Source organism: Martinezella sp. CNPSo 3964 (assembly GCF_057784375.1).
In genome coordinates this window covers 374,563-395,228 of sequence record NZ_JBXSOW010000008.1, presented here as the reverse complement: position 1 = coordinate 395,228, position 20,666 = coordinate 374,563, and the positions used below count along the sequence as shown (strand labels likewise).

Genomic DNA, 20,666 nt, shown 5'->3' with positions numbered 1-20,666 from the left:
GTACATAGCTCGTCATGCTGATCTTCCTCCGCCGTCTGCGGCCAAAATTCCGCTTTTGCACCGGGGCGGCCCGCCCCGGTGCATGGGTCAACTCTGGCATTGTTCCGCTGCGCACTCAGATATCGAGCGTGCTGTCGCGCTCCCACTGCGTGAAGTGCGAGCAGTAGGCGTTCCATTCCTGATGCTTGAGCTTCAGATAGGCTTCGGAGAACTCCGAACCGATCGCCTGCTTCAGCCCCTCGTCCTCGTCGTAGGCACGCAGAGCATCGAGCAGATTGAGCGGCAGGCGCGGCGCATTCTTCACCAGGTGACCCTCCGCATACATGTCGATGTTGTGATGCGGTCCCGGATCGGCCCTATTGCGAAGGCCATCGAGGCCGGCAGCGATGATGACCGCCTGCAGCAGATAGGGATTGACGGCACCATCGGGCAGGCGCAGCTCGAAGCGGCCAGGACCGGGCACGCGTACCATGTGGGTGCGGTTGTTGCCGGTCCATGTCACGGTGTTGGGAGACCAGGTGGCGCCCGATGTCGTGCGCGGGGCATTGATGCGCTTGTAGGAATTGACCGTCGGGTTGGTGATCGCCGCCAGCGACGAGGCATGTTTCATGATGCCACCGAGGAAATGCTTGCCCTCGGCCGAGAGGCCGAATTCGGCTTCCCTGTCGGCAAAGACATTGACCCTGCCGTCATTGTCCCACACGGAGATATGGCAATGGCAGCCATTGCCCGTCAGACCCTTGAACGGCTTCGGCATGAAGGTGGCGCGAAGCCCGTGCTTCTCGGCGATCGACTTGACCATGAATTTGAAGAAGGAGTGCTTGTCCGCCGTCTTCAAGGCATCGTCGAATTCCCAGTTCATCTCGAACTGGCCGTTGGCGTCCTCGTGGTCGTTCTGATAGGCGCCCCAGCCGAGTTCCAGCATATAGTCGCAGATCTCGGAAATGACGTCATAGCGCCGCATGACGGCCTGCTGGTCGTAGCAGGGCTTTTCCGCCGTATCGTATTCGTCGGAAATCTTGGCGCCGTCGGCCGTGATTAGGAAGAATTCGGCCTCGACGCCGGTTTTGACGCGCTTGCCCGCTGCTTCCGCTTCTTTCACGAGCTTCTTCAGCACGTTGCGTGGCGCCTGGGCGACCAGTTCGCCCTCCATCATGCAATCGGCCGCGACCCAGGCGACGTCCTTCTTCCATGGGAGCTGGATGACGGAGGAGGCATCTGGTACGGCAAAAAGGTCGGGATGGGCCGGCGTCATGTCGAGCCAGGTGGCGAAGCCGGCAAAGCCGGCACCGTCTTCCTGCATGCCGGCAATCGCCTGAGCAGGCACCAGCTTGGCACGCTGGCCGGAAAAAAGATCGGTATAGCTGATCATGAAATATTTGATGCCCTTGTCTTTGGCAAAGGCAGCAAGATCCAGTGTCATTCTCGTTCCCCTTTGGATTTCTTAGAGACACTTCGATGATGCATGCACCGGCCGGGCCTTTCGGCCCGGCCGGAATGTCAAAAGCCTCCCTTGCCCGGATACCAGTTGGTGCCGGCGAGCGGAATCTGCGCCATGGCGGCAGCTTCCATCGTCAGCGCACACAGGTCCTCCGGTTCCAGGTTGTGCAGGTGATTCTTGCCACAAGCGCGGGCAATCGTCTGCGCTTCCAGCGTCATGACTTTCAGATAATTGGCAAGGCGGCGACCAGCCGCAATGGGATCGAGCCGGCTTGCCAGCTCCGAGTCCTGCGTGGTGATACCAGCAGGGTCCTTGCCCTCGTGCCAGTCGTCATAGGCCCCAGCCGTCGTGCCGAGCTTCTGATACTCTTCTTCCCATTTCGGATCGTTGTCACCGATTGCGACCAGCGCCGCCGTGCCGATGGCAACCGCGTCAGCGCCAAGCGCCAGAGCCTTGGCCACATCCGCGCCGGACCGGATGCCGCCGGAGATGATGAGCTGCACCTTGCGATGCATGCCGAGATCCTGCAGCGCCTGGACGGCGGGGCGGATGCAGGCAAGCGTCGGCATACCGACATTCTCGATGAAGACGTCCTGGGTCGCAGCCGTGCCACCCTGCATGCCGTCAAGCACGACGACGTCGGCACCAGCCTTTACGGCAAGAGCGGTGTCGTAATAGGGACGCGCACCGCCGACCTTCACATAGATCGGCTTTTCCCAATCGGTGATCTCGCGCAGCTCCATGATCTTGATTTCGAGATCATCCGGACCGGTCCAGTCCGGATGGCGGCAGGCCGAACGCTGGTCGATGCCCTTCGGAAGGTTGCGCATGTTGGCGACGCGATCGGAGATCTTCTGACCGAGCAGCATGCCGCCACCGCCGGGCTTTGCCCCCTGCCCGACGACCACTTCGATCGCATCGGCGCGACGCAAATCCTTCGGGTTCATGCCGTAGCGCGAGGGGAGATACTGATAGACCAGCGTCTGCGAATGGCCGCGTTCCTCGTTCGTCATGCCGCCGTCGCCTGTCGTGGTCGACGTGCCGGCAAGCGTCGCGCCGCGCCCGAGCGCCTCCTTGGCATTGCCTGAAAGCGCGCCGAAGCTCATGCCGGCAATGGTGATTGGGGTCTTCAACGTGATCGGCTTCTTGGCGAAGCGGCTGCCGAGGACGACGGTCGTATCGCACTTCTCGCGATAGCCTTCGAGCGGATAGCGGGAGATCGACGCACCGAGGAACAACAGGTCGTCGAAATGCGGCACCTTGCGCTTCGTGCCGGCGCCGCGAATATCATAAATGCCGGTCGCCGCCGCGCGGCGGATTTCGGCCAGCGTGTGATCGTCGAAGGTGGCGGACTTGCGCGGCGGCGTATGCGGATTGTGGTAGCTCATGAGGTCCCCTTCGCCTTAATACGCGTCGGCATTGTCGATGTTGAAATTGTAGAGCTTGCGCGCCGATCCGTAGCGCTTGAACTCTTCCGGCCTGACGCCGCGCACGCCGGCCTTTTCCAGAAGCTCGGAGAGCTTTGCGAGGTGCTCCGGACGCATCTCCTTTTCGATGCAATCGGAGCCGAGGCTTTTGACCGACCCGCGGACGAAGAGCTTGGCCTCATAGAGGCTGTCGCCGAGCGCATCACCAGCGTCACCCAGCACGACCAGATGACCGGATTGCCCCATGAAGGCAGACATATGGCCGATATTGCCGTAGACGACGATGTCGATGCCCTTCATCGAAATGCCGCAGCGCGAGGCGGCGTTGCCCTTGATGACAAGCAGCCCGCCGTGGCCGGTTGCACCGGCATACTGGCTGGCATCGCCTTCGATGACGACCGTGCCGGACATCATGTTTTCCGCGACGCCCGGGCCGGCGGAGCCATGAACGATGACATTGCCACCATCGTTCATGCCGGCGCAGTAGTAGCCGACGGAGCCTTTGATATCGACGGTGACGGGCGCGTCGATGCCGGCGGCCACCGCATGATGACCACGCGGATTGACGACCTCGAAAGCCGTATCGTTGGCGCCGGCAGCAAGGCCGTGGAGTGCGCTGTTAAGTTCACGCAGCGGCGTGACGGATAGGTCGAAAACTGGCATGAAAAACTCTCTCGATTTCAGCGCGCCCGATCAGGCAGCCTTTTCGTGATCCCAGAAATAGACAGTTGCCGGCTCCGGCTCCCAGATGCGGGCATCCTCGATGCCGGGGAGATTGACGAGCGCGCGATATTCGGAACCGAAGGCGACATATTGATCGGTTTCCGCCATCACCGCCGGCTTGCAGGCGATGGGATCGCGAACGACGCCGAAGCCCGACTTGGTACCGACGACGAAGGTGAAGAAACCGTCGAGATCGTCGACAGCACTTTCGAGCGCCGCACCGAGATCCTTGCCTTTCGCCATTTCGGCGGTGAGATACGCGGCGGCGACTTCGGTGTCGTTTTCCGTTTCAAAGATCATGCCCTCGCGCTTCAACTCGCGGCGCAGGTTGTTGTGGTTGGACAGCGAACCGTTGTGAACCAGGCACTGATCCGACCCGGTGGAGAAGGGGTGCGCGCCAAGCGTCGTGACGGCCGATTCCGTCGCCATGCGCGTATGGCCAATGCCGTGCGTGCCGGACATGCCGGTCACGCCAAAGCGTGAGACCACATCCTTCGGCAGGCCGACTTCCTTGTAGATCTCGACGGTATCGCCGCTGCTCATCACGCGGATATTCGGGCGCAATGCCGCAAGCGCTGCTCTGCCCTCATCAAGCTTGTCCTTGGCAAGCGTGATGACTGCATGCGTGCTCTTGACCACGACGGCCACCGGAACGTCGAGCGCCCGTCTCAGCTCATATTCCAGCCCGTCGAAATCCTTTGCCGGATCGGCCGACTGAACGGTTATCTTCGCCGTGTTGCCGCTATCGTTGCCGTAGATCGCAATGCCTGCGCTATCAGGTCCGCGATCGGTCATCGTGATCAGCATGGAAGACAGAAGCGCGCCGAGTTTCGGCTCCAGCGCCTTATCCTTCAAGAAAAGACCGACAATTCCGCACATGCCCAAACCCTCCGTTTTCGCATCTGCAAAAATGGCTATCAGGTCCAATGCGGTTTTTCAACTCAAAAGAATATTTTTTTCTTTTAAGGCAAGTCAGTCCGTCTTGCCGCGTTGTGGGTAACTGATGATCGACAGATATTTTGCCGGCAGTTTCACCAGCACTTCCGGCCCATGCGGCGCGTCCGCATCGAAGAAAAGGCTGTCGCCGGGCTGCATGGGGTAGAGCTGATCGCTGTGGCGGTACATCACCTCGCCTTCCAGCATGTAGAGGAACTCCATGCCCTCATGCTGGAAAGTGGGGAAGACATCGGAATCCGCCGTCAGCGTGATGAGATAGGGCTCGACGATGACACCGCTGGAATTGTTGTCGATATGACCGAGCAGATTATATTGATGGCCGGCGCGCGTGCCGCGCCGTTCGAGCTCGACACCCTGGCCAGCCTTGACGAAGACGGCATTGCGCGGCTCCTCATACCGGCGGAAGAAGGCAGTCAACGGTACGCCAAGTGCGCGCGACAGCGATTGCAGCGTCGTCAGCGACGGCGAGATATTCCCGTTTTCGATCTTCGACAGCATCCCGAGCGAGATGCCCGTCGCGGCGGCAAGATCCGTCACGGTGATGCCAAGCTTCTTGCGATAGGCGCGGACCTCGTGGCCGATCGCCATTTCGAGATTGTTTTCCTTGGGCTCGCGCACCGCATGCGGATTTTGCAGGAAAGCCGAGCGTCCGCCGTGGGATGGGTCGTCGGCCGCTATTTTATCTGCCTTGGTTTTCATTCTGTATCCTTTTTGTCGGCAGGGCTTGTCGGAAAGGACTCTATCCTCCCAGTGAAATTTTCTCAACTGCGACGAAAATCAGATGCGACGGGTTTCGCCGGGCGCGATCCCGTAAAGAAAGCGGTATGCCCTGGAGAAGTGTGCGCCGCTGGAAAAGCCGGTGGCGACGGCGATTTCGGAAATCGAAAGCGGGCTCTGTTCCAGGAGCCGCCTGGCATGCTGCAGCCTTATCCGCCGATATTGCTCAAGGAACGTCGAGCCGAGATGAGCGGCAAAGAGCCGGTCGAGGTGACGCGGCGTGACGCCGGCAATCCGTGCCATGGCCGTACGGTCGAGGGGCATCTCAATCGTCTCTTCCATTTTTTCCAGAACGTTGAGGAGACCCGGATGGTGAACGCCGTAACGCTCGGCAAGCGAACCGCGCTGCGGCGCCGCGGGCTCGCTCACCTCCGTGTGCAGGTACCAGTCGCTGACGCGCCGGGCAAAATCGGCGCCCATGCGCTCGGATATCAGCACATGCATCATGTCGAGCGGCGCAATGCCGCCGCCGCAGGTAATTCGGTTGCCGTCGATGACGAAGCGCGCCTGACGCGGCGAGAGCGTCGGAAAGGCTTCGAGCAAGGCCGGGGCATGCTCCCAGTGAATGGTGAAATCGCGCTCGGCCAGAAGCCCGGCGGCGGCAAGCAGATAGGGACCGCCGGAAATGCCGCCGATGCGAACGCCTTCGCGCGCGAGCTGGCGCAGGCAGGCGAGAACGGCAGGATAGTGCCAGTCCCGGGGTGAGCCGCCGGCGCAGACGAAGACCGTGCCAAGATCGGATCCGCGACCCGGAAGAGGCTCGGCCGGCACGGGCACCCCGCCCGATGATACCGCCGGGGCACCGTCCGGCGAAAAGGTCGACAATCGATAGATTTCGCGCCCAGCCAGGAGATTGGCGGCGCGCAATGGCTCACTCGCGGATGCAAAGGACATCAAGGCGAATCCCGGGATCAGGATGAAACCGATAGTGTGGGTATTTCTGATGTCGACCTGAGCCATGTCCCTTTTTTATCCAAATAGGTCCCAATTGGGCAAGTCGGCATTTTCCACTCTGTCATCATGGACGCAATTCAAAGCGGACCTGACCATGCGCTATTCGGCTCTCTCTGTCTTTCTCAACGGCCTACGCGGCAATACCGGCTGGGCGCCAGCCTGGCGGCAGCCGCAACCGAAGCCGCATTATGATGTCATCATCGTCGGAGGCGGCGGCCACGGCCTGGCAACAGCCTACTATCTCTCCAAGACCTTCGGCATCACCAATGTCGCCGTTCTGGAAAAGGGCTATCTCGGCTCCGGCAATATCGGCCGCAACACCACGATCATCCGCTCCAACTATCTGTTGCCCGGCAATAATCCCTTTTACGAGCTGTCGATGAAGCTCTGGGAAGGGCTGGAGCAGGATTTCAACTTCAACGCCATGGTCTCGCAGCGCGGCGTGCTCAACCTCTTCCATTCGGATGCGCAGCGCGACGCCTATACCCGGCGCGGCAATGCCATGCGCCTGCACGGGGTCGATGCTGAGCTGCTGGACCGCGAAGCCGTTCGCAGGAAGCTACCCTTCCTCGATTTTGAAAATGCCCGTTTCCCGATCATGGGCGGATTGCTGCAGGCGCGTGGCGGCACAGTCCGTCACGACGCCGTAGCCTGGGGCTATGCCCGCGGAGCTGACAGCCGCGGCGTCGATATCATTACCGGCTGCGAAGTGACTGGTATTCGTTCCGAGAATGGCCGCGTCACAGGTGTCGAAACCACGAAGGGCTTCATCGGCTGCGGTAAGCTGGCTCTCGCGGCAGCCGGCAATTCCACCGTCGTCGCCGATATGGCGGGCCTGCGCCTGCCGATCGAAAGCCATGTGCTTCAGGCCTTCGTCTCCGAGGGCCTGAAGCCGTTCATCGACTGCGTCGTCACCTTCGGCGCCGGCCATTTCTATGTCTCGCAATCCGACAAGGGCGGTCTCGTCTTCGGCGGCGATATCGATGGCTACAATTCCTATGCCCAGCGCGGCAACCTTGCGACCGTCGAGCATGTCGCCGAAGCCGGCGTGGCGATGATCCCGGCGCTGACGCGCGTGCGCTATCTGCGCAGCTGGGGCGGCGTCATGGACATGAGCATGGATGGTTCTCCGATCATCGACCGCACCCATCTCGACAATCTCTATCTGAACGCCGGCTGGTGCTATGGCGGCTTCAAGGCGACACCGGCATCGGGCTACTGCTACGCACACCTGATCGCCCGCAACGAGCCGCATGAAACGGCGCGACAGTTGCGCCTCGACCGGTTCCAGCGCGGCTATCAGATCGATGAAAAGGGCGTCGGCGCCCAACCGAACCTGCATTGAGGACATGACACGATGGCAAGCCTGATTTCCTGCCCTCATTGCGGCGCCCGACCCAAGGAAGAGTTTACCATCAAGGGTGACGCGAACCTCGCCCGCCCGGCAGCGGATGCCGGCGCGGAAGACTGGTACGACTACGTCTATCTTCGCGGCAATCCGAAAGGACTGCACAGGGAATATTGGCACCACTCTTCCGGCTGCCGCCGTTGGCTGATCGTCGAGCGCGACACGGTCACCCACAAGGTCCACGGCGTCAGCGATGCGGCACTGGCCAAGCTCGGAGGTGGCGCGTGAGCAGCTATCGTCTTTCCTCCGGTGGCCTGATCGACCGCTCCAAAGCCATTGCCTTCAGCTTCGACGGCAAGGACCTCGCCGGCCATCCCGGCGACACGCTTGCGTCTGCCCTGCTCGCCAACGGTATCCAGCTCGTCGGCCGCAGCTTCAAATATCACCGCCCACGCGGCATCCTGACAGCTGGTGCCGCAGAACCCAATGCACTCGTCACGACCGGTACGGGTGGACGCACGGAGGCCAACACCCGTGCCACGATGATCGAGCTCCATGACGGGCTCATCGCGCATAGCCAGAACCGTTGGCCTTCCCTCGGCTTCGATGTCGGCGCCGTCAACGGGCTGCTCTCGCCCTTCCTGAGCGCCGGCTTCTACTACAAGACCTTCATGTGGCCTGCCGCCTTCTGGGAGAAGGTCTACGAACCGCTGATCCGCAAGGCCGCCGGTCTCGGCAAGGCGTCCTATGAAGTCGATCCCGATTCCTATGAGAAATGCTGGGCGCATTGCGATCTGCTCGTGATCGGCGCTGGGCCTACGGGTCTTGCTGCGGCACTGACGGCGGGGCGCGCCGGAGCACGCGTTCTTCTCGCCGACGAAGGCTTCGCTCTCGGCGGCAGTTTGCTCTCGGAGCCCAGCTCGCCCCTCAAGGAGATGCTGCAGGAGCTCACCAGCCTGCCGAATGTGCAATGCCTGCCACGCACCACTGTCATCGGCTGGTACGACGACAATGTCTTCGGCGCGGTCGAGCGTGTCCAGAAGCATGTGGCAACGCCCGACCCTCGCCAGCCGGTCGAACGCCTCTGGCGCATCATCGCCAAGCAGGCGATCCTCGCGACCGGGGCAGAGGAGCGGCCGCTCGTATTCGGTGGCAACGACATTCCAGGCGTGATGATGTCTGGCGCCATGCGCAGCTATCTGAACCGGCAAGCGATCGCTCCCGGCAAACGCACTGTGATCTTCACGACCAACAGTTCCGGCTACCGGACCGCCACCGACCTCGAGGCTGCAGGCGTCGAAGTTGCCGCCATCATCGATACGCGCGCCAATAGTGGTGAACGCTGGAATGGCAAGGCGCGGGTTTTGACCGGCGCGTGCATCATCGATGCGCTTGGCACCAAGCAAGTCCGTGGGGTCAGCGTTGCGAGCGGCTCAGGTACGCAGGACATCGATGCCGATGCGCTTGCTATGTCCGGCGGCTGGAGCCCGATCATCCATCTCGCCTGCCATCGCGGTGCCAGGCCGGTCTGGTCGGAAAAACATGGAGCCTTTCTTGCGCCGGAAAGACAGGATGGCTTGCTGATTGCCGGCTCCGCAGCAGGCCTTGCTTCTACGGATAGCTGCCTTGGCGACGGAGCGATCAAGGCTGCCGAGGCATTGCAGGCAATTGGTTTTGGCAAGGTTGACCCCGCCTTTGCTTCAGCGGAAGAGACATCGGCTGCCGCCGCGCCGCTATGGTATGTCAAAGGCGGCAAGGGCAAAGCCTTCGTCGATTACCAGAACGACGTGCATTTGAAGGATCTGGGCCTTGCCGTGCGCGAGGGCTACGGTGATGTCGAGCTTGCCAAGCGCTATACGACGAATGGCATGGCGACCGACCAGGGCAAGCTCTCCAATATCAATGCCATCGGCATCCTCGCCGAGTCCCGCGGCATCTCGCCGGCCGAGGTCGGTACCACGACATTCCGGCCTTTCTATACACCGGTCTCTTTCGGCGCACTGACAGGTACTTCGCGGGCTAAGCATTTTCAGCCGGCGCGCAAATCCCCCTTGCACGAATGGGCAAAGAAAAGCAGCGCGGTCTTCGTCGAGACTGGCCTCTGGTATCGCTCGTCCTGGTTCCCACGCGCTGACGAAAAGACCTGGCGCGAAAGCGTCGATCGCGAAGTGCTGAACATCCGCAAGAATGCCGGCATCTGCGATGTCTCGACGCTCGGCAAGATCGAAATCTTCGGCAAGGATGCCGCGACCTTCCTCGACCGCATCTATTGCAACGGCTTTGCCAAACTGCCTGTCGGCAAGGCGCGCTACGGCATCATGCTGCGCGAAGACGGCATGATCTATGACGACGGCACCACCAGCCGGTTGAGCGAAGACCATTTCTTCATGACGACGACGACGGCGCTTGCCGCCGGCGTGCTGACCCATCTGGAATTCTGCGCCCAGACGCTCTGGCCCGAGCTCGATGTCTACTTTGCCTCCTCGACCGACCAATGGGCGCAGATGGCGGTCGCGGGTCCGAAATCGCGGGCGATCCTCTCGGAGATCGTCGATGAGGACATTTCCGATGCCGCCTTCCCGTTCATGAGCGCACGCTCGATTTCGCTGTTCGGCGGCAAGCTCGAAGGCCGGCTCTTTCGCATATCCTTCTCGGGCGAACTCGCCTATGAGCTCGGCGTCCCGGCGGCCTATGGCGAATCAGTTGCCGACGCCATCATGCAGGCAGGTCGAAAATATGAAATCTGCGCTTATGGCGCCGAAGCGCTCGGCGTTCTTCGCATCGAGAAGGGTCACGTCACCCATGCAGAGATCAATGGCACGGTAACGCCCGGCGATCTTGGCTTTGCCCGCATGGTTTCGACCACCAAACCCGATTTCATCGGCAAGGCAATGCTTCAACGCGAAGGCCTCCAGACAGCCGACCGACCGCGCCTCGTTGGTGTCAAACCGGTGAACCCGGCAACCAGTTTCCGCACCGGCGCCCATATCCTGGAGGAAGGCGCGGCGGCGACGCTCGAAAATGATCAGGGCTACGTGACATCGAGCGCCTTTTCGCCGAGCCTTGGCCATACGATCGGGCTCGCCCTCATCAAGAACGGGCCGGAGCGCCACGGCGAAAAGATTATCGTCTGGAACGGCCTCAAAAACGAATTCACGGATGCAGTAATCTGCAGCCCCGTCTTCATCGACCCTCAGAACGAGAAACTCCATGCCTGATTTGCCGACATCAAAGCCGGTCCTTGCCGGCAAGATCGTTTTGCGGAGCGAGACAATCCGGCTGGAAGCCCTGCCCGAAGGCCACCTCCTGCATGTGATGGGCGCGACCACGAGCGAGGAGATCACAACCCATCTGCTTGCGGTGGGACTGAAGGAAAGCTCCGTGCGCCCGGCCGGATACCGGCAATGGTTCGTCGTCGGCGATGAGCAGCTCGCTCAATCTCAAAGACAGGCTCTTGCGAATGCCCTGTCAGGCCGCGCCTTCATTTGCGACCAAAGCCACGGCCGTATCCGTATCCTTGTTTCAGGCCCGGACGCCGCCCGGATGCTCAACAAGGGTACGGCACTCGACCTGTATCCATCGAGCTTCCCGGAGGGGTGCAGCGCCATGACGCTTTTCGGGCATATTTCGGTGCAGCTCACGCGCACCGGCATGAATGATTTCGAGCTGACGGTACTGCGCAGTTTTGCGGAATCGCTTTATGAGGAGCTCGAGTCTCTTACTCGATCCCATGGTGCTGAACGGCTCGCGCTCTAAACTGTGTTCAAAGAATTCTGACGCGGGCATAGTCAGGCAAGACCGTCTTGCCTGCAGCTGACATGCGCGCAAGGCGCGAGCCACGTTCCCAAACACAACGTTAGTAAGAAGAACTTATAATTAGACTCCTGTTAACCATCTTGCGTTTAAAGATTGTTAATCGAGAGGCAAATCCGCCTTCCCAGTTTTTTGCGAATAATCGTTCATGTCGATCATCCACGCCCTCAGCGCAAATAGCGGTCGCCTCATCAGAATCACCTTCGGTCCAGGGGGGCGCGAGCGCCCGCCGGTGCGCGCTACCGGTCAGGCCAAGCTCGCCAAGGCTCGCATCATGATGCTCGCGGGTGGGCTGCTCGTCTGTTATGTGGCGATCTTCGCCAGGCTTACCTATTTCGATATGGAGCCGAGGACCGATACGTCGGCGATCCCGCCAGATCACATCAGCGCTGCGCGCCCGGATATTGTTGACCGCAACGGCGAATTGCTTGCAACCGACATCCGCACCGTCTCGATGTTTGCCGAGCCCAACCGCGTGGTCGATCCAGATGAAGCGGTGGAGAAAATCGCCTCGATCTTTCCCGATATCGACCGCAAATCACTCTATAAGAAGCTTTCCGATCGCCGCTCGCATTTTGCCTGGCTGCGCCGGCAGCTGACGCCGAAGGAACAGAGCGAGATCCTGGCGCTCGGTATCCCGGCGATCGGGTTTCGGCCTGAGGTGAAGCGCTTCTATCCGGGCGGACGCACGGCCGCGCATATCCTCGGCTATGTCGATATCGACAATCACGGCGTCGCCGGCATGGAAAAGTATCTCGACATGCAGGGCCTGTCGGATCTTGCTTCCACTGGCCTGACAAGCCGCGACCAGCTGGAGCCGGTGCGACTTTCGATCGACCTTCGTGTTCAGAACGTCGTGCATGACGTAGTGTCGGACGCGATCAGCCGTTACCAGAGTCAGGCGGCAGGCGCCGTCATTCTCGATATCCACACCGGCGAAGTGCTCGCAATGGCGTCAGCCCCTGATTTCGACCCGAACGATCCGCAAGCGGACGTCAAAGGCTGGCTGAACCGCATGTCGAACGGAACCGACGAGATGGGTTCGGTGTTCAAGACCTTCTCGATCGCGCTGGCCATCGACACGGGTACGGTCAAGCTGTCGGACACCTTCGACGCCAGCGCTCCGCTGCACTACGGCGGCTTCACCATCCATGATGACCGTGACGTGCCGCGGCGTGTCCTGTCGATCCCGGAAATCTTCCGCTATTCGTCCAACATCGGCACGGCCAAGATGATGGATAAGGTGGGCATGACCATTCAGAAGGACTACCTGACCCGCTTCGGGCTGTTGACGAAGATGCAGACCGAGCTGCCCGAGGTAAAGGCACCCAGCCAGCCAAAGGTTTGGAAGAAGCTCAATTCCATCACCATAGCCTTCGGCCACGGCGTTGCCACCACGCCGATGCAGACCGCCGTCGCCGGCGCAGCCCTCATCGATGGCGGCAAGCTGATCGAGCCCTCCTTCCTTCCGCGCACGCAGGAAGAAGCGGAAAAGACCGAAACGATGATCGTCAAGAAGAGCACCAGCGACACGATCCGCTACCTCTTCCGCCTCAATGGCGAGCAGGGTACCGGCAGAGCTGCCGACGTCCCCGGCTATCATGTCGGCGGCAAGACAGGCACCGCAAACAAGGTCATTCACGGGGTTTACTCGCACAAGCTCAGCTTCAATTCGTTCCTGGCGGCGTTTCCCATGGATAACCCGAAATACGTGGTGCTCGCCTTCATCGACCAGCCACTGACGGGCGTACACAACCTGAATCTCGCTGCCGAAACGGCGGCGCCCATGGTCCACGACATCATCAGCAAGGCTGCGCCGCTGCTCGGCGTCGAGCCGGATTTCGGGTCGAATTTGCTCGCCGCATATTGAAGATCGAGCTTGCTCCGACGGCGCCGCGAAAGCAGCGACCGTCAAACGCCGCTATAGCCGCAGCCGCGCAAGAAAAAAGTGGCTGCCTCGCGCGCATGATCCTCCATCTGCGCCTTCACAGGCGTCAGGTCGGCATGAAACAGCGAGGACATCATCATCGGCAACAACACCAGATCGATGAAGTATCGGGTGGTGGCTTCAAGATTAGCCGGCGCGAAGGCGGCCAATGACTTGAGTTCTTCGGCCTCGGCCAATTCTGCCACGAGTTTCATCGCGGTAGCCGTTCCATGCGCCCGCATGGCATAATGGATCGTCGTTGCCAGATCGGGATGGCGCGTCGCTTCGCCGATCACGCTGCGTATAAGCCCAATGGTCTCTGTCCTTATGGCCCGCTGGACGATTGAGACACCTGCGGATTGGAAGCGTTCGAGAATGCTGCCCGATGTCGCCGAGCCCACCATCTCGCCCGATCGCTGCGCCCAGCGGATGACGACCTCCCTGAACAGGGTCTCCTTGTTGATGAAGCGTGCATAGATGCTCGGCTTGCCGGCTCTCGCCACCTCGGCAATCTCGTCAATGCTCGCGCCCTCATAGCCGCGTGCGATGAAGACCTGGAGGGCTGCCTGCAGAATTCTGTCCTCGACCTCACCTGCCCTCTCCCGCGGCGGACGACCACGTCGCGTTGCGCTTGTCTTTGCCGATGTAATTTGGGGTTTTGCCATTTCTTGCGGCATGACGGACCTCACTGCTTTTTGATTGGCTTGGACGCGGTTTAGCACCCTCTGCAGCTCTTGACTAACACCTCGATCAGTTCTACGTCAATATTTAAATTGAACGTTTCGTTTCAATTTAAATCCTTGTGATGGAAGAGGTAGAAGATGAGCACGCCTCAGGACGAAATTCTCGGAAAATTGATCGTGTCGGAGCCGAAAACGACCGGCGCCAAGGCAAATCATGAGCAAAGCGGCGCTTCGGTCCTGCAAGAAAGGGCTGAAGCGCCACAACCCGGCGATCAAACCCGAATCCTCGAAGGAAACGTCGAAGCTCTGGATGATACGGTCGATAAGAATGAGGCAGGCGGCCCCTCCCGACGCCTGCGGATGCTCCTGATCGGCGGAAGCGCACTCGCCGCCGCGGCAGCAGTGACCTTTATCTACTGGGACAACGCTTCGCATTACGAAAGCACCGACGATGCCTTCATCGCCGCGCGGCAATATGCCATCACCTCGCGAGTAGCCGGTTACATTTCTTCCGTCCCCGTCACCGACAACCAGCACGTCATGAGCGGCGAGGTGATCGCCCGTATCGACGATCGCGACTATCAAACAGCTCTGGAGCAGGCGCAGGCCCAGGTCGCTGCCGCAAATGCCAATATCCAGAACACCGAAGCGCAGAAGCGGGTTCAGGAAGCGAATGTGGAAGAAGGCAAGGCTCAAGTTGCACAGGCCCAAGCCAATCTCGTCTTCGCCCAACAGCAAAACGACCGCTATCAGGGGCTGGTGAAGAGCGGCTCCGGCACTGTTCAGGAAGCGCAGCAATATACCTCGCAATTGCACCAGCAACAGGCTGCCCTGAACACCGATCAAGCCGCGCTGACCGCTGCGCAGCGCCAGCTTGACGCCTATGACTTTCAGATCGCCAACGTTCAGGCCACTCTCAAGCAGGATCAGGCCCAGCTCGACCAGGCCAAGCTCAATTTCTCCTATACGACGATGACAGCAGCGCAGCCGGGTCGGGTGGTGCAGCTGTCGGCCGGCGACGGCGAATATGTGCAGGCGGGTACGAATCTGGCCATGTTCGTGCCGGACAAGCTCTGGGTAACCGCCAACTTCAAGGAAACACAGCTCGATCACATGCGTCCGGGCCAGCCGGTAACGCTGACTATCGACGCCTATGGCGGCCGCACGATCTATGGCCATGTCGCAAGCGTGCAGCCGGGATCAGGAACGGCATTTTCGTTGCTGCCGGCAGAAAACGCGACCGGCAACTATGTGAAGATCGTCCAGCGCGTGCCGGTGAAGATCGAGCTTGATGACGTGCCGAGCAATGTCGCGCTAGGACCGGGCATGTCCGTCGTCCCTACGGTACGGACCGATGCCAGCCCCTCCCTGTGGGAAAGCTTGAGGAACGTGTTGTGAGCACCAACGCTGCCGCCAGATCGTTGGCAAACCCCTGGATCATTGCGATCGTCGTCGCACTTGCCAGCTTCATGGAAGTGCTCGACACAACCATCGCCAACGTCGCCCTGAACTATATTTCAGGCGGCCTTGGCGTCAGCCAGGACGAGGCGTCCTGGGTGGTCACCACCTATCTCGTCTCCAACGCCGTGATCGTGACCGCCACAAGCTATCTCGTGCGCATCCTCGGGCGCAGGACTTTCTTTCTCAGCTGCCTCGCTCTTTTTACCGTCAGCTCCGTCATGTGCGGCTTTGCGCCCAATCTGCAATTCCTGCTGCTTGCCCGGATTCTGCAGGGCATCGGCGGCGGTGGCATGGTGCCGGTGGCGCAATCCATTCTGGCCGACAGCTTTCCGCCTGAAAAGCGCGGGCAGGGCTTTGCCCTGTTCGGCGTAGCCGTCGTCGTTGCCCCTGTCGTGGGACCTACATTAGGCGGGTGGCTTTCGGATAATTTCTCATGGCACTGGTGCTTTCTGATCAACGGCCCCGTCGGTATCCTGACACTTGCCGCCGTTGCCATGCTGATCAAGGAACCGGCAGGCGCTGCGCAGGAACGTGCTCAGAAGCGCAGCCAGGAACCCGGCTTCGACTGGATCGGCTTTGGGCTCGTCGCCACCTTTCTCGGAATGCTGGAGCTGATGCTCGACCGGGGTCTGGAAGACGATTGGTTCGGCTCCAGCTTCATCGTCGCGGCGGCCGTGATCTGTGGACTGGCTTTCCTGCTGATGATCCCGTGGGAACTGAAGCACAAAAATCCGGCGGTCGATATCAGAATGCTGGTCAGCCGGCAATTCGGCACCTGCTTTCTGGTGATGATGGCGACGGGCGCGCTGCTGCTCGCCACGACACAGTATCTACCGCAGCTGGTTCAGCAGAATCTCGGCTACACCGCAACCTGGGCCGGGCTGATGCTGTCTCCCGGTGGCGTGGTCACCATGGTCATGATGTTCGTGGTCGGCTTTCTGTCATCGAAAGTACAGCCGAAATATCTGATCGCGATCGGTGCCGGCTTCGTTGCCCTGTCGATGTACCAGGTAACCAGCGTCTATAGCGGCGTAGACTTCTGGTATCTCGCCGAGGCTCGCATGCTGCAGGGGATTGGCCTGCCATTCATCTTCCTGCCGATCACCTCGGCTTCCTATGATGGCATTCCTCCCAGCAAGACCGACCAGGCCTCCGCCCTGCTGAACGCCGCTCGCAACACCGGCGGGTCGATTGGCGTGTCGCTGATATCGAACATCATCACCCATCGCGAACAGTTCCACCAAAGCCGCCTGGTCGAACATATCGTCCCATCAAACAGCGCCTATCAGGATACCTATGGTCAGTTGAGTCACTATTTCATGGCGCAGGGGAGCTCGCTTCTCACTTCTAAGCAGCAAGCTCTTGCCTGGATCAATCAGCAAATCCAGAGCCAGGCTTCGTTTCTCTCCTACGTCGATGCTTTCTGGGTCCTGACGCTGATCTCGCTCGCCGCCATCCCCCTCGCCTTGACGCTTCGGAACGTAGCGCTTGGCAAGAAGGCATCCATGGGACACTGACCGACATTCTCGGTCGGAGCTTTCGATATGACGGAAGTTCCGACCCTGAGAGAAACGAGTGCCCGCACCATCGTCTATCGCAGTCCGTCCGGCGATCGCGATGTCGTGACGGACCTTGCAGACCTGAAACCCTGACAACTGTCAGGGTTTTGGTCCGAGCTTCGCTGGAAGAGCGGCGCACAACACATATTGCTCTCCTGCCAGACGTCGGACGGCGCAAATCTCTTGCGACCATATCTCCAACATCTGCCGCGTGGAAAACCCTGACAGCTGTCAGGGTTTCGTGGCGAACACTGAAAGCAACCTGTTTCCAGCCAGGAACGCACACCTCGCGACGGCCCCTGGAAACATCTTCCCCGCCCATGCCCAAAGTCGGCCCTTGCCGATCTCGCCGTCACAGCTACCTTGCACAGGGAGTTCCGACATGTCGCTCGAATTATATGCAGCTTTCATCGCAGCAACGATGCCGCTCGTCCTACTGCCGGGTCTGAACACCGCGATTGCTCCGGCAGGTAAGTTCTTCGGATGGATATGGTGGACCGGTGTCGTCCATCTCATCTATTCTTGCCGTACCCGTCATCTTCGATTGCCGCCGGCTCCGCTGGTCGACAAACTCCGGCACATGCTCGCGGCTCGAGCGGCAACCCGCAACTACCTCACCGCTCAATCTATTTCGCCGGCGCTGCCAGCCTCCCGGGGGTTAGACGAACATCACGATCAATGAGGGACGCATATCGTTCGTCCCTCATTGATTGGGCCATCAAAAAGCCGGCATGATTTCAGCTTACTGGTTCCGAGCGACGCTATCCCCGCTTTGGTGAGAAGCAAAGGTAGCCGACGAATAACAGCTGGAACCGAGGCTAGAAAATGATGGCTGCTTCACAGTTTCTCATCACAGAGACCGACGGATGGCTTGTAAGCCATCGTGCAAATTCGGCGCTTCCCGGCTATCTCATCATAACCTCCAAGAGACCCGCCAATGACCTCTTTGATCTGCCAGATGGTGCCCTGCACGAGATCGGTCCGCTCCTGGCATTATCGCAAGCAACGCTGAAACAGGAGCTGCACGCTCCACGCGTCTATATCGGTCGATATGGTCATATTTCCGGACTAGCCTTTCACTTCCATATCATTCCCATCTACGATTGGGTGGAGAGGCTGTTCTGGCATGATGCCCGGTATCGGGTCCTCGGACAATTTGCCGAAGGGGAGGGGGGGACCGAAACGGACGGCGCGGAACTGACCCTTTTCGTCTGGCGCGAATTCTGCGAATGCCTGCAGCCGCCTCCGATCGAGGGACCGACCGTTCCCGAGGCTATCGCGCTCCTGCGCAAGGCGATGCATCTCCGTCTGCACGCCGTTTGAAAGATGTCATTGGCCGACAATTTGCTTGACTAATCGGTCCATCTAACGTGCTATATGACGCAAGGCAGACGAAATGCTTCGCTCTTCATGCTCAAATTTGACGCTGCCTAAGTAACGGATTTCCCAAGGAAAATTTTCAATTGAGAAGCTATCTCGGCGTTAGCTTCCATGAGCCATACAGGGTCGGTTGAAGCTTCCGAGAGGTGAGAAGGCGCTGTGGCGAAAGTAGCGATCTTGCCTTCAGGATCTGAGCAAACGGGCCTTCAGACGGGCAGTCTGATCAGCTTTTGGATAAGTTTTCGCCCGGATTTGCCAATCTCAAGATATCCCAAACTAATGAAATCTCCCCAAGGCCTGCGGCCGCTCGATGTCATGGTCATGGCTACAGCCCGCTAACGGCTGAAACAATGGAGAGACAGCACAATGGATATGCTCGGCTAAGCCAAACCTGGCTACCAAACTGAAGAACGAGACTAACCACCCTGGAATTACCCATGAATGGGCTCGTTGAATGGCTTGTAGCTCCCAAAGTGCATTACAAAATTGTAAGGGTGCTATTCATTTTCGGTTAAGTCTAAATCGGGCATCAAAGTCATGCGTAAACACGCAGCATCAACCCCCAAATGCTTACGAGGTTTAACATGAAAAGCCTGCTTCTCTCTTCCGTTATCGCCCTTGCTTCGGTTGTCGCCGTGAGCGCTCCCTCTCAGGCAGCTCCGTTCCATCGTCATCACCATGATTGCTTTGTGAAGACCGTAAAGCATAAGGTCCATGGTCACTGGGTCGTTCGCAAGGAACGCGTCTGCCGTTAATCCAGCACACGAATTTGTGCCGTTGGCAAAGTTCGACGGTCAATGGACGGCCATAGCGGAAGTATCGGCTGTGGCCGTATCATTTGATGGAAATGACATGGCCAGTTGCCTATTCGGCTTATAGCACCGAAGGCTTATTCCGATAACGCCTATGAGGGGTCGATCTCTTGGGGACAGAAGCACTCGAGATCGTCACGAAACCTTCAATGCGATATCACCACCTCCATTATTTGCTCGAAGCAGTGCCATAAGCGCCGGACCGAGTGAAAATTCGCCGCGTTTTGCCTTGGCGGTGAGATCCCGCAAATAAGCGCCGGCGGAATTGATATGCCCTGATCGCTCGAGAATGCAGGCTATCGTCGCGGCAGCGTTTTCCGGCCCCATTATCTCGCAGGCATGTTGATAGGCTGACGGGCTGACGCCCAGCATCGATCGTACGACGACAGCCGCACACATCAGATCTCGCCAGTTATTGATAATACCTGACGGCCCGTAAGAGCTTATTTCCGGGCAGGCCTTCAGCACGAGAGCTAACGGGAAGATACGCATCGACTCTTCTTGAGATACACTTTTTTTCAGGGAACTCACTTCCAGCTTTGTTCGAAAGCTTGGTTCAAGTTCATTAAGGGATTCGGGATTCGAATTCTGTATGTGCCGCTCATTATGGGCATCATTGGTGCTACAATTTTCAACTTTCTGCTGCGTTTCCAGAAGGTTGATGATCTCGTCGCGGAGATGTTCCATATCTTCCAGGATGGAGATGATGTCGAACATTGTCGGGGAACGAGGAATGCGCGCGACGAGGGCGCTATAGCTTTCTTCGATCAGAGTCCAATTGCCGCCGGCTCCTTCCGTGATCGCTGCCGCAATCAGCTTGCGGACGTCACGCCGGCAAATCGTCAGGCTTTCCTTGGCACGTCGGAAGGCGATGCGATCTGCTGCGACCTGCTGAGCCATGATCGCAAGCTCCTCGGCGCGCAGCAGCAGCGGTGAGATGTCGAAGCCGAACGCACTTTCGATCTCGCCCGTCCTGCCCTTTCTCGCATAGCGCTTGCCATTGGCGCTATCCTTTCTGACGATCAGGCCGGCGTCAACGAGAAGCGCAAGATGCCTGCGAAGCGTCGCACCCGCAATGCCGTGGGCACGCAAGGTCAGCTGCGCATTGGACGGAAAGACAACGAGCTGGGCGTCACGGCGAAGCTCGTTTTCGGGATAGAAGCTCAACAGAGCGTCAAGTACGGCAAGGCTGCGATCCTGCAATCCGAGCTTTTGCCGTGCTTCGGATGCATCTCGAAAGACCTTCCATTTGTCGACCGACCTGCTGGGCTCGATCATGGTCGCGGCAGACTGTTGCCGAAACAAGGCAAGCGTCATCGGCCGCCGCCCAAAAGGCGTCGTTACAATTCCATTCTGCATTTTCCTCACCTTCGAGAGGCAAAAGAAATACGATCACCAAAAACG

18 protein-coding genes are annotated in these 20,666 nt (G+C 59.4%); 10 read left to right on the top strand and 8 right to left on the bottom strand.

The window, feature by feature from the left end; all coding sequences use genetic code 11:
• Positions 1–115: 115 nt before the first annotated feature.
• The 6 genes from glnT to AC13Q5_RS24920 form a co-directional block, all read right to left on the bottom strand.
• On the bottom strand, positions 116–1,423 hold the full coding sequence (glnT, locus tag AC13Q5_RS24945; protein WP_457882085.1) for a type III glutamate--ammonia ligase: 1,308 nt from the start codon (positions 1,421–1,423) through the stop codon (positions 116–118).
• Between the two features lie 77 nt (positions 1,424–1,500).
• Complete coding sequence (locus tag AC13Q5_RS24940; RefSeq protein WP_488503520.1) at positions 1,501–2,829, bottom strand: FMN-binding glutamate synthase family protein; 1,329 nt, start codon at positions 2,827–2,829, stop codon at positions 1,501–1,503.
• A 15-nt stretch (positions 2,830–2,844) separates the two neighbouring features.
• The gene (locus AC13Q5_RS24935; protein WP_075854741.1) at positions 2,845–3,531 is read right to left on the bottom strand and encodes a GltB/FmdC/FwdC-like GXGXG domain-containing protein; all 687 of its coding nucleotides are present in this window, start codon (positions 3,529–3,531) and stop codon (positions 2,845–2,847) included.
• A 30-nt stretch (positions 3,532–3,561) separates the two neighbouring features.
• Positions 3,562–4,470: a class II glutamine amidotransferase gene (locus AC13Q5_RS24930; protein WP_457882084.1), complete on the bottom strand. Its 909-nt coding sequence runs from the start codon at positions 4,468–4,470 to the stop codon at positions 3,562–3,564.
• A 93-nt stretch (positions 4,471–4,563) separates the two neighbouring features.
• Positions 4,564–5,247 (bottom strand): helix-turn-helix domain-containing protein, encoded by a 684-nt coding sequence (locus AC13Q5_RS24925; protein ID WP_075854740.1) that lies wholly within the window; start codon positions 5,245–5,247, stop codon positions 4,564–4,566.
• A gap of 78 nt (positions 5,248–5,325) precedes the next feature.
• Positions 5,326–6,285 carry a GlxA family transcriptional regulator gene (locus tag AC13Q5_RS24920; protein ID WP_488503519.1) on the bottom strand — a complete coding sequence of 320 codons (960 nt, stop codon included), beginning with the start codon at positions 6,283–6,285 and terminating at the stop codon, positions 5,326–5,328.
• An 88-nt stretch (positions 6,286–6,373) separates the two neighbouring features.
• Here AC13Q5_RS24920 and AC13Q5_RS24915 point away from each other — a divergent pair, with 88 nt between their 5' ends.
• From AC13Q5_RS24915 to AC13Q5_RS24895, 5 genes are all read left to right on the top strand, one after another.
• Positions 6,374–7,624 carry a sarcosine oxidase subunit beta family protein gene (locus AC13Q5_RS24915; protein WP_488503518.1) on the top strand — a complete coding sequence of 417 codons (1,251 nt, stop codon included), beginning with the start codon at positions 6,374–6,376 and terminating at the stop codon, positions 7,622–7,624.
• A 12-nt stretch (positions 7,625–7,636) separates the two neighbouring features.
• Complete coding sequence (locus tag AC13Q5_RS24910) at positions 7,637–7,915, top strand: sarcosine oxidase subunit delta (protein ID WP_075854738.1); 279 nt, start codon at positions 7,637–7,639, stop codon at positions 7,913–7,915.
• Positions 7,912–10,845, top strand: coding sequence for a sarcosine oxidase subunit alpha family protein (locus tag AC13Q5_RS24905; RefSeq protein WP_488503517.1), 2,934 nt, complete (start codon positions 7,912–7,914; stop codon positions 10,843–10,845). The genes AC13Q5_RS24910 and AC13Q5_RS24905 overlap by 4 nt, the downstream gene beginning before the upstream one ends.
• Positions 10,838–11,383 (top strand): sarcosine oxidase subunit gamma family protein, encoded by a 546-nt coding sequence (locus AC13Q5_RS24900; RefSeq protein WP_488503516.1) that lies wholly within the window; start codon positions 10,838–10,840, stop codon positions 11,381–11,383. The genes AC13Q5_RS24905 and AC13Q5_RS24900 overlap by 8 nt, the downstream gene beginning before the upstream one ends.
• A gap of 205 nt (positions 11,384–11,588) precedes the next feature.
• Entirely contained in the window at positions 11,589–13,310 is a 1,722-nt protein-coding gene (locus AC13Q5_RS24895) for a peptidoglycan D,D-transpeptidase FtsI family protein (protein ID WP_488503515.1), read from the top strand.
• 41 nt (positions 13,311–13,351) lie between these two features.
• On the opposite strand, the gene AC13Q5_RS24890 is transcribed toward AC13Q5_RS24895, so the two are convergent.
• Entirely contained in the window at positions 13,352–14,032 is a 681-nt protein-coding gene (locus tag AC13Q5_RS24890; protein WP_488503514.1) for a TetR/AcrR family transcriptional regulator, read from the bottom strand.
• A 156-nt stretch (positions 14,033–14,188) separates the two neighbouring features.
• Here AC13Q5_RS24890 and AC13Q5_RS24885 point away from each other — a divergent pair, with 156 nt between their 5' ends.
• The 5 genes from AC13Q5_RS24885 (at position 14,189) to AC13Q5_RS24865 (ending at position 19,205) form a co-directional block, all read left to right on the top strand.
• On the top strand, positions 14,189–15,448 hold the full coding sequence (locus tag AC13Q5_RS24885; RefSeq protein ID WP_488503513.1) for an HlyD family secretion protein: 1,260 nt from the start codon (positions 14,189–14,191) through the stop codon (positions 15,446–15,448).
• Entirely contained in the window at positions 15,445–17,028 is a 1,584-nt protein-coding gene (locus AC13Q5_RS24880; RefSeq protein WP_488503512.1) for a DHA2 family efflux MFS transporter permease subunit, read from the top strand. Before AC13Q5_RS24885 ends, AC13Q5_RS24880 begins: the two co-directional genes overlap by 4 nt.
• Before the next feature lie 424 nt (positions 17,029–17,452).
• Complete coding sequence (locus tag AC13Q5_RS24875) at positions 17,453–17,752, top strand: hypothetical protein (RefSeq protein ID WP_488503511.1); 300 nt, start codon at positions 17,453–17,455, stop codon at positions 17,750–17,752.
• A 143-nt stretch (positions 17,753–17,895) separates the two neighbouring features.
• Positions 17,896–18,393, top strand: coding sequence for an HIT family protein (locus tag AC13Q5_RS24870; RefSeq protein ID WP_488503510.1), 498 nt, complete (start codon positions 17,896–17,898; stop codon positions 18,391–18,393).
• A gap of 641 nt (positions 18,394–19,034) precedes the next feature.
• Positions 19,035–19,205, top strand: coding sequence for a hypothetical protein (locus AC13Q5_RS24865; protein ID WP_167459839.1), 171 nt, complete (start codon positions 19,035–19,037; stop codon positions 19,203–19,205).
• 192 nt (positions 19,206–19,397) lie between these two features.
• Here the strand turns inward: AC13Q5_RS24865 and repC are convergent, their stop codons facing one another.
• Positions 19,398–20,621, bottom strand: a complete 1,224-nt coding sequence (gene repC / locus AC13Q5_RS24860) for a plasmid replication protein RepC (protein ID WP_488503509.1) — start codon at positions 20,619–20,621, stop codon at positions 19,398–19,400.
• Between the last annotated feature and the right edge of the window lie 45 nt (positions 20,622–20,666).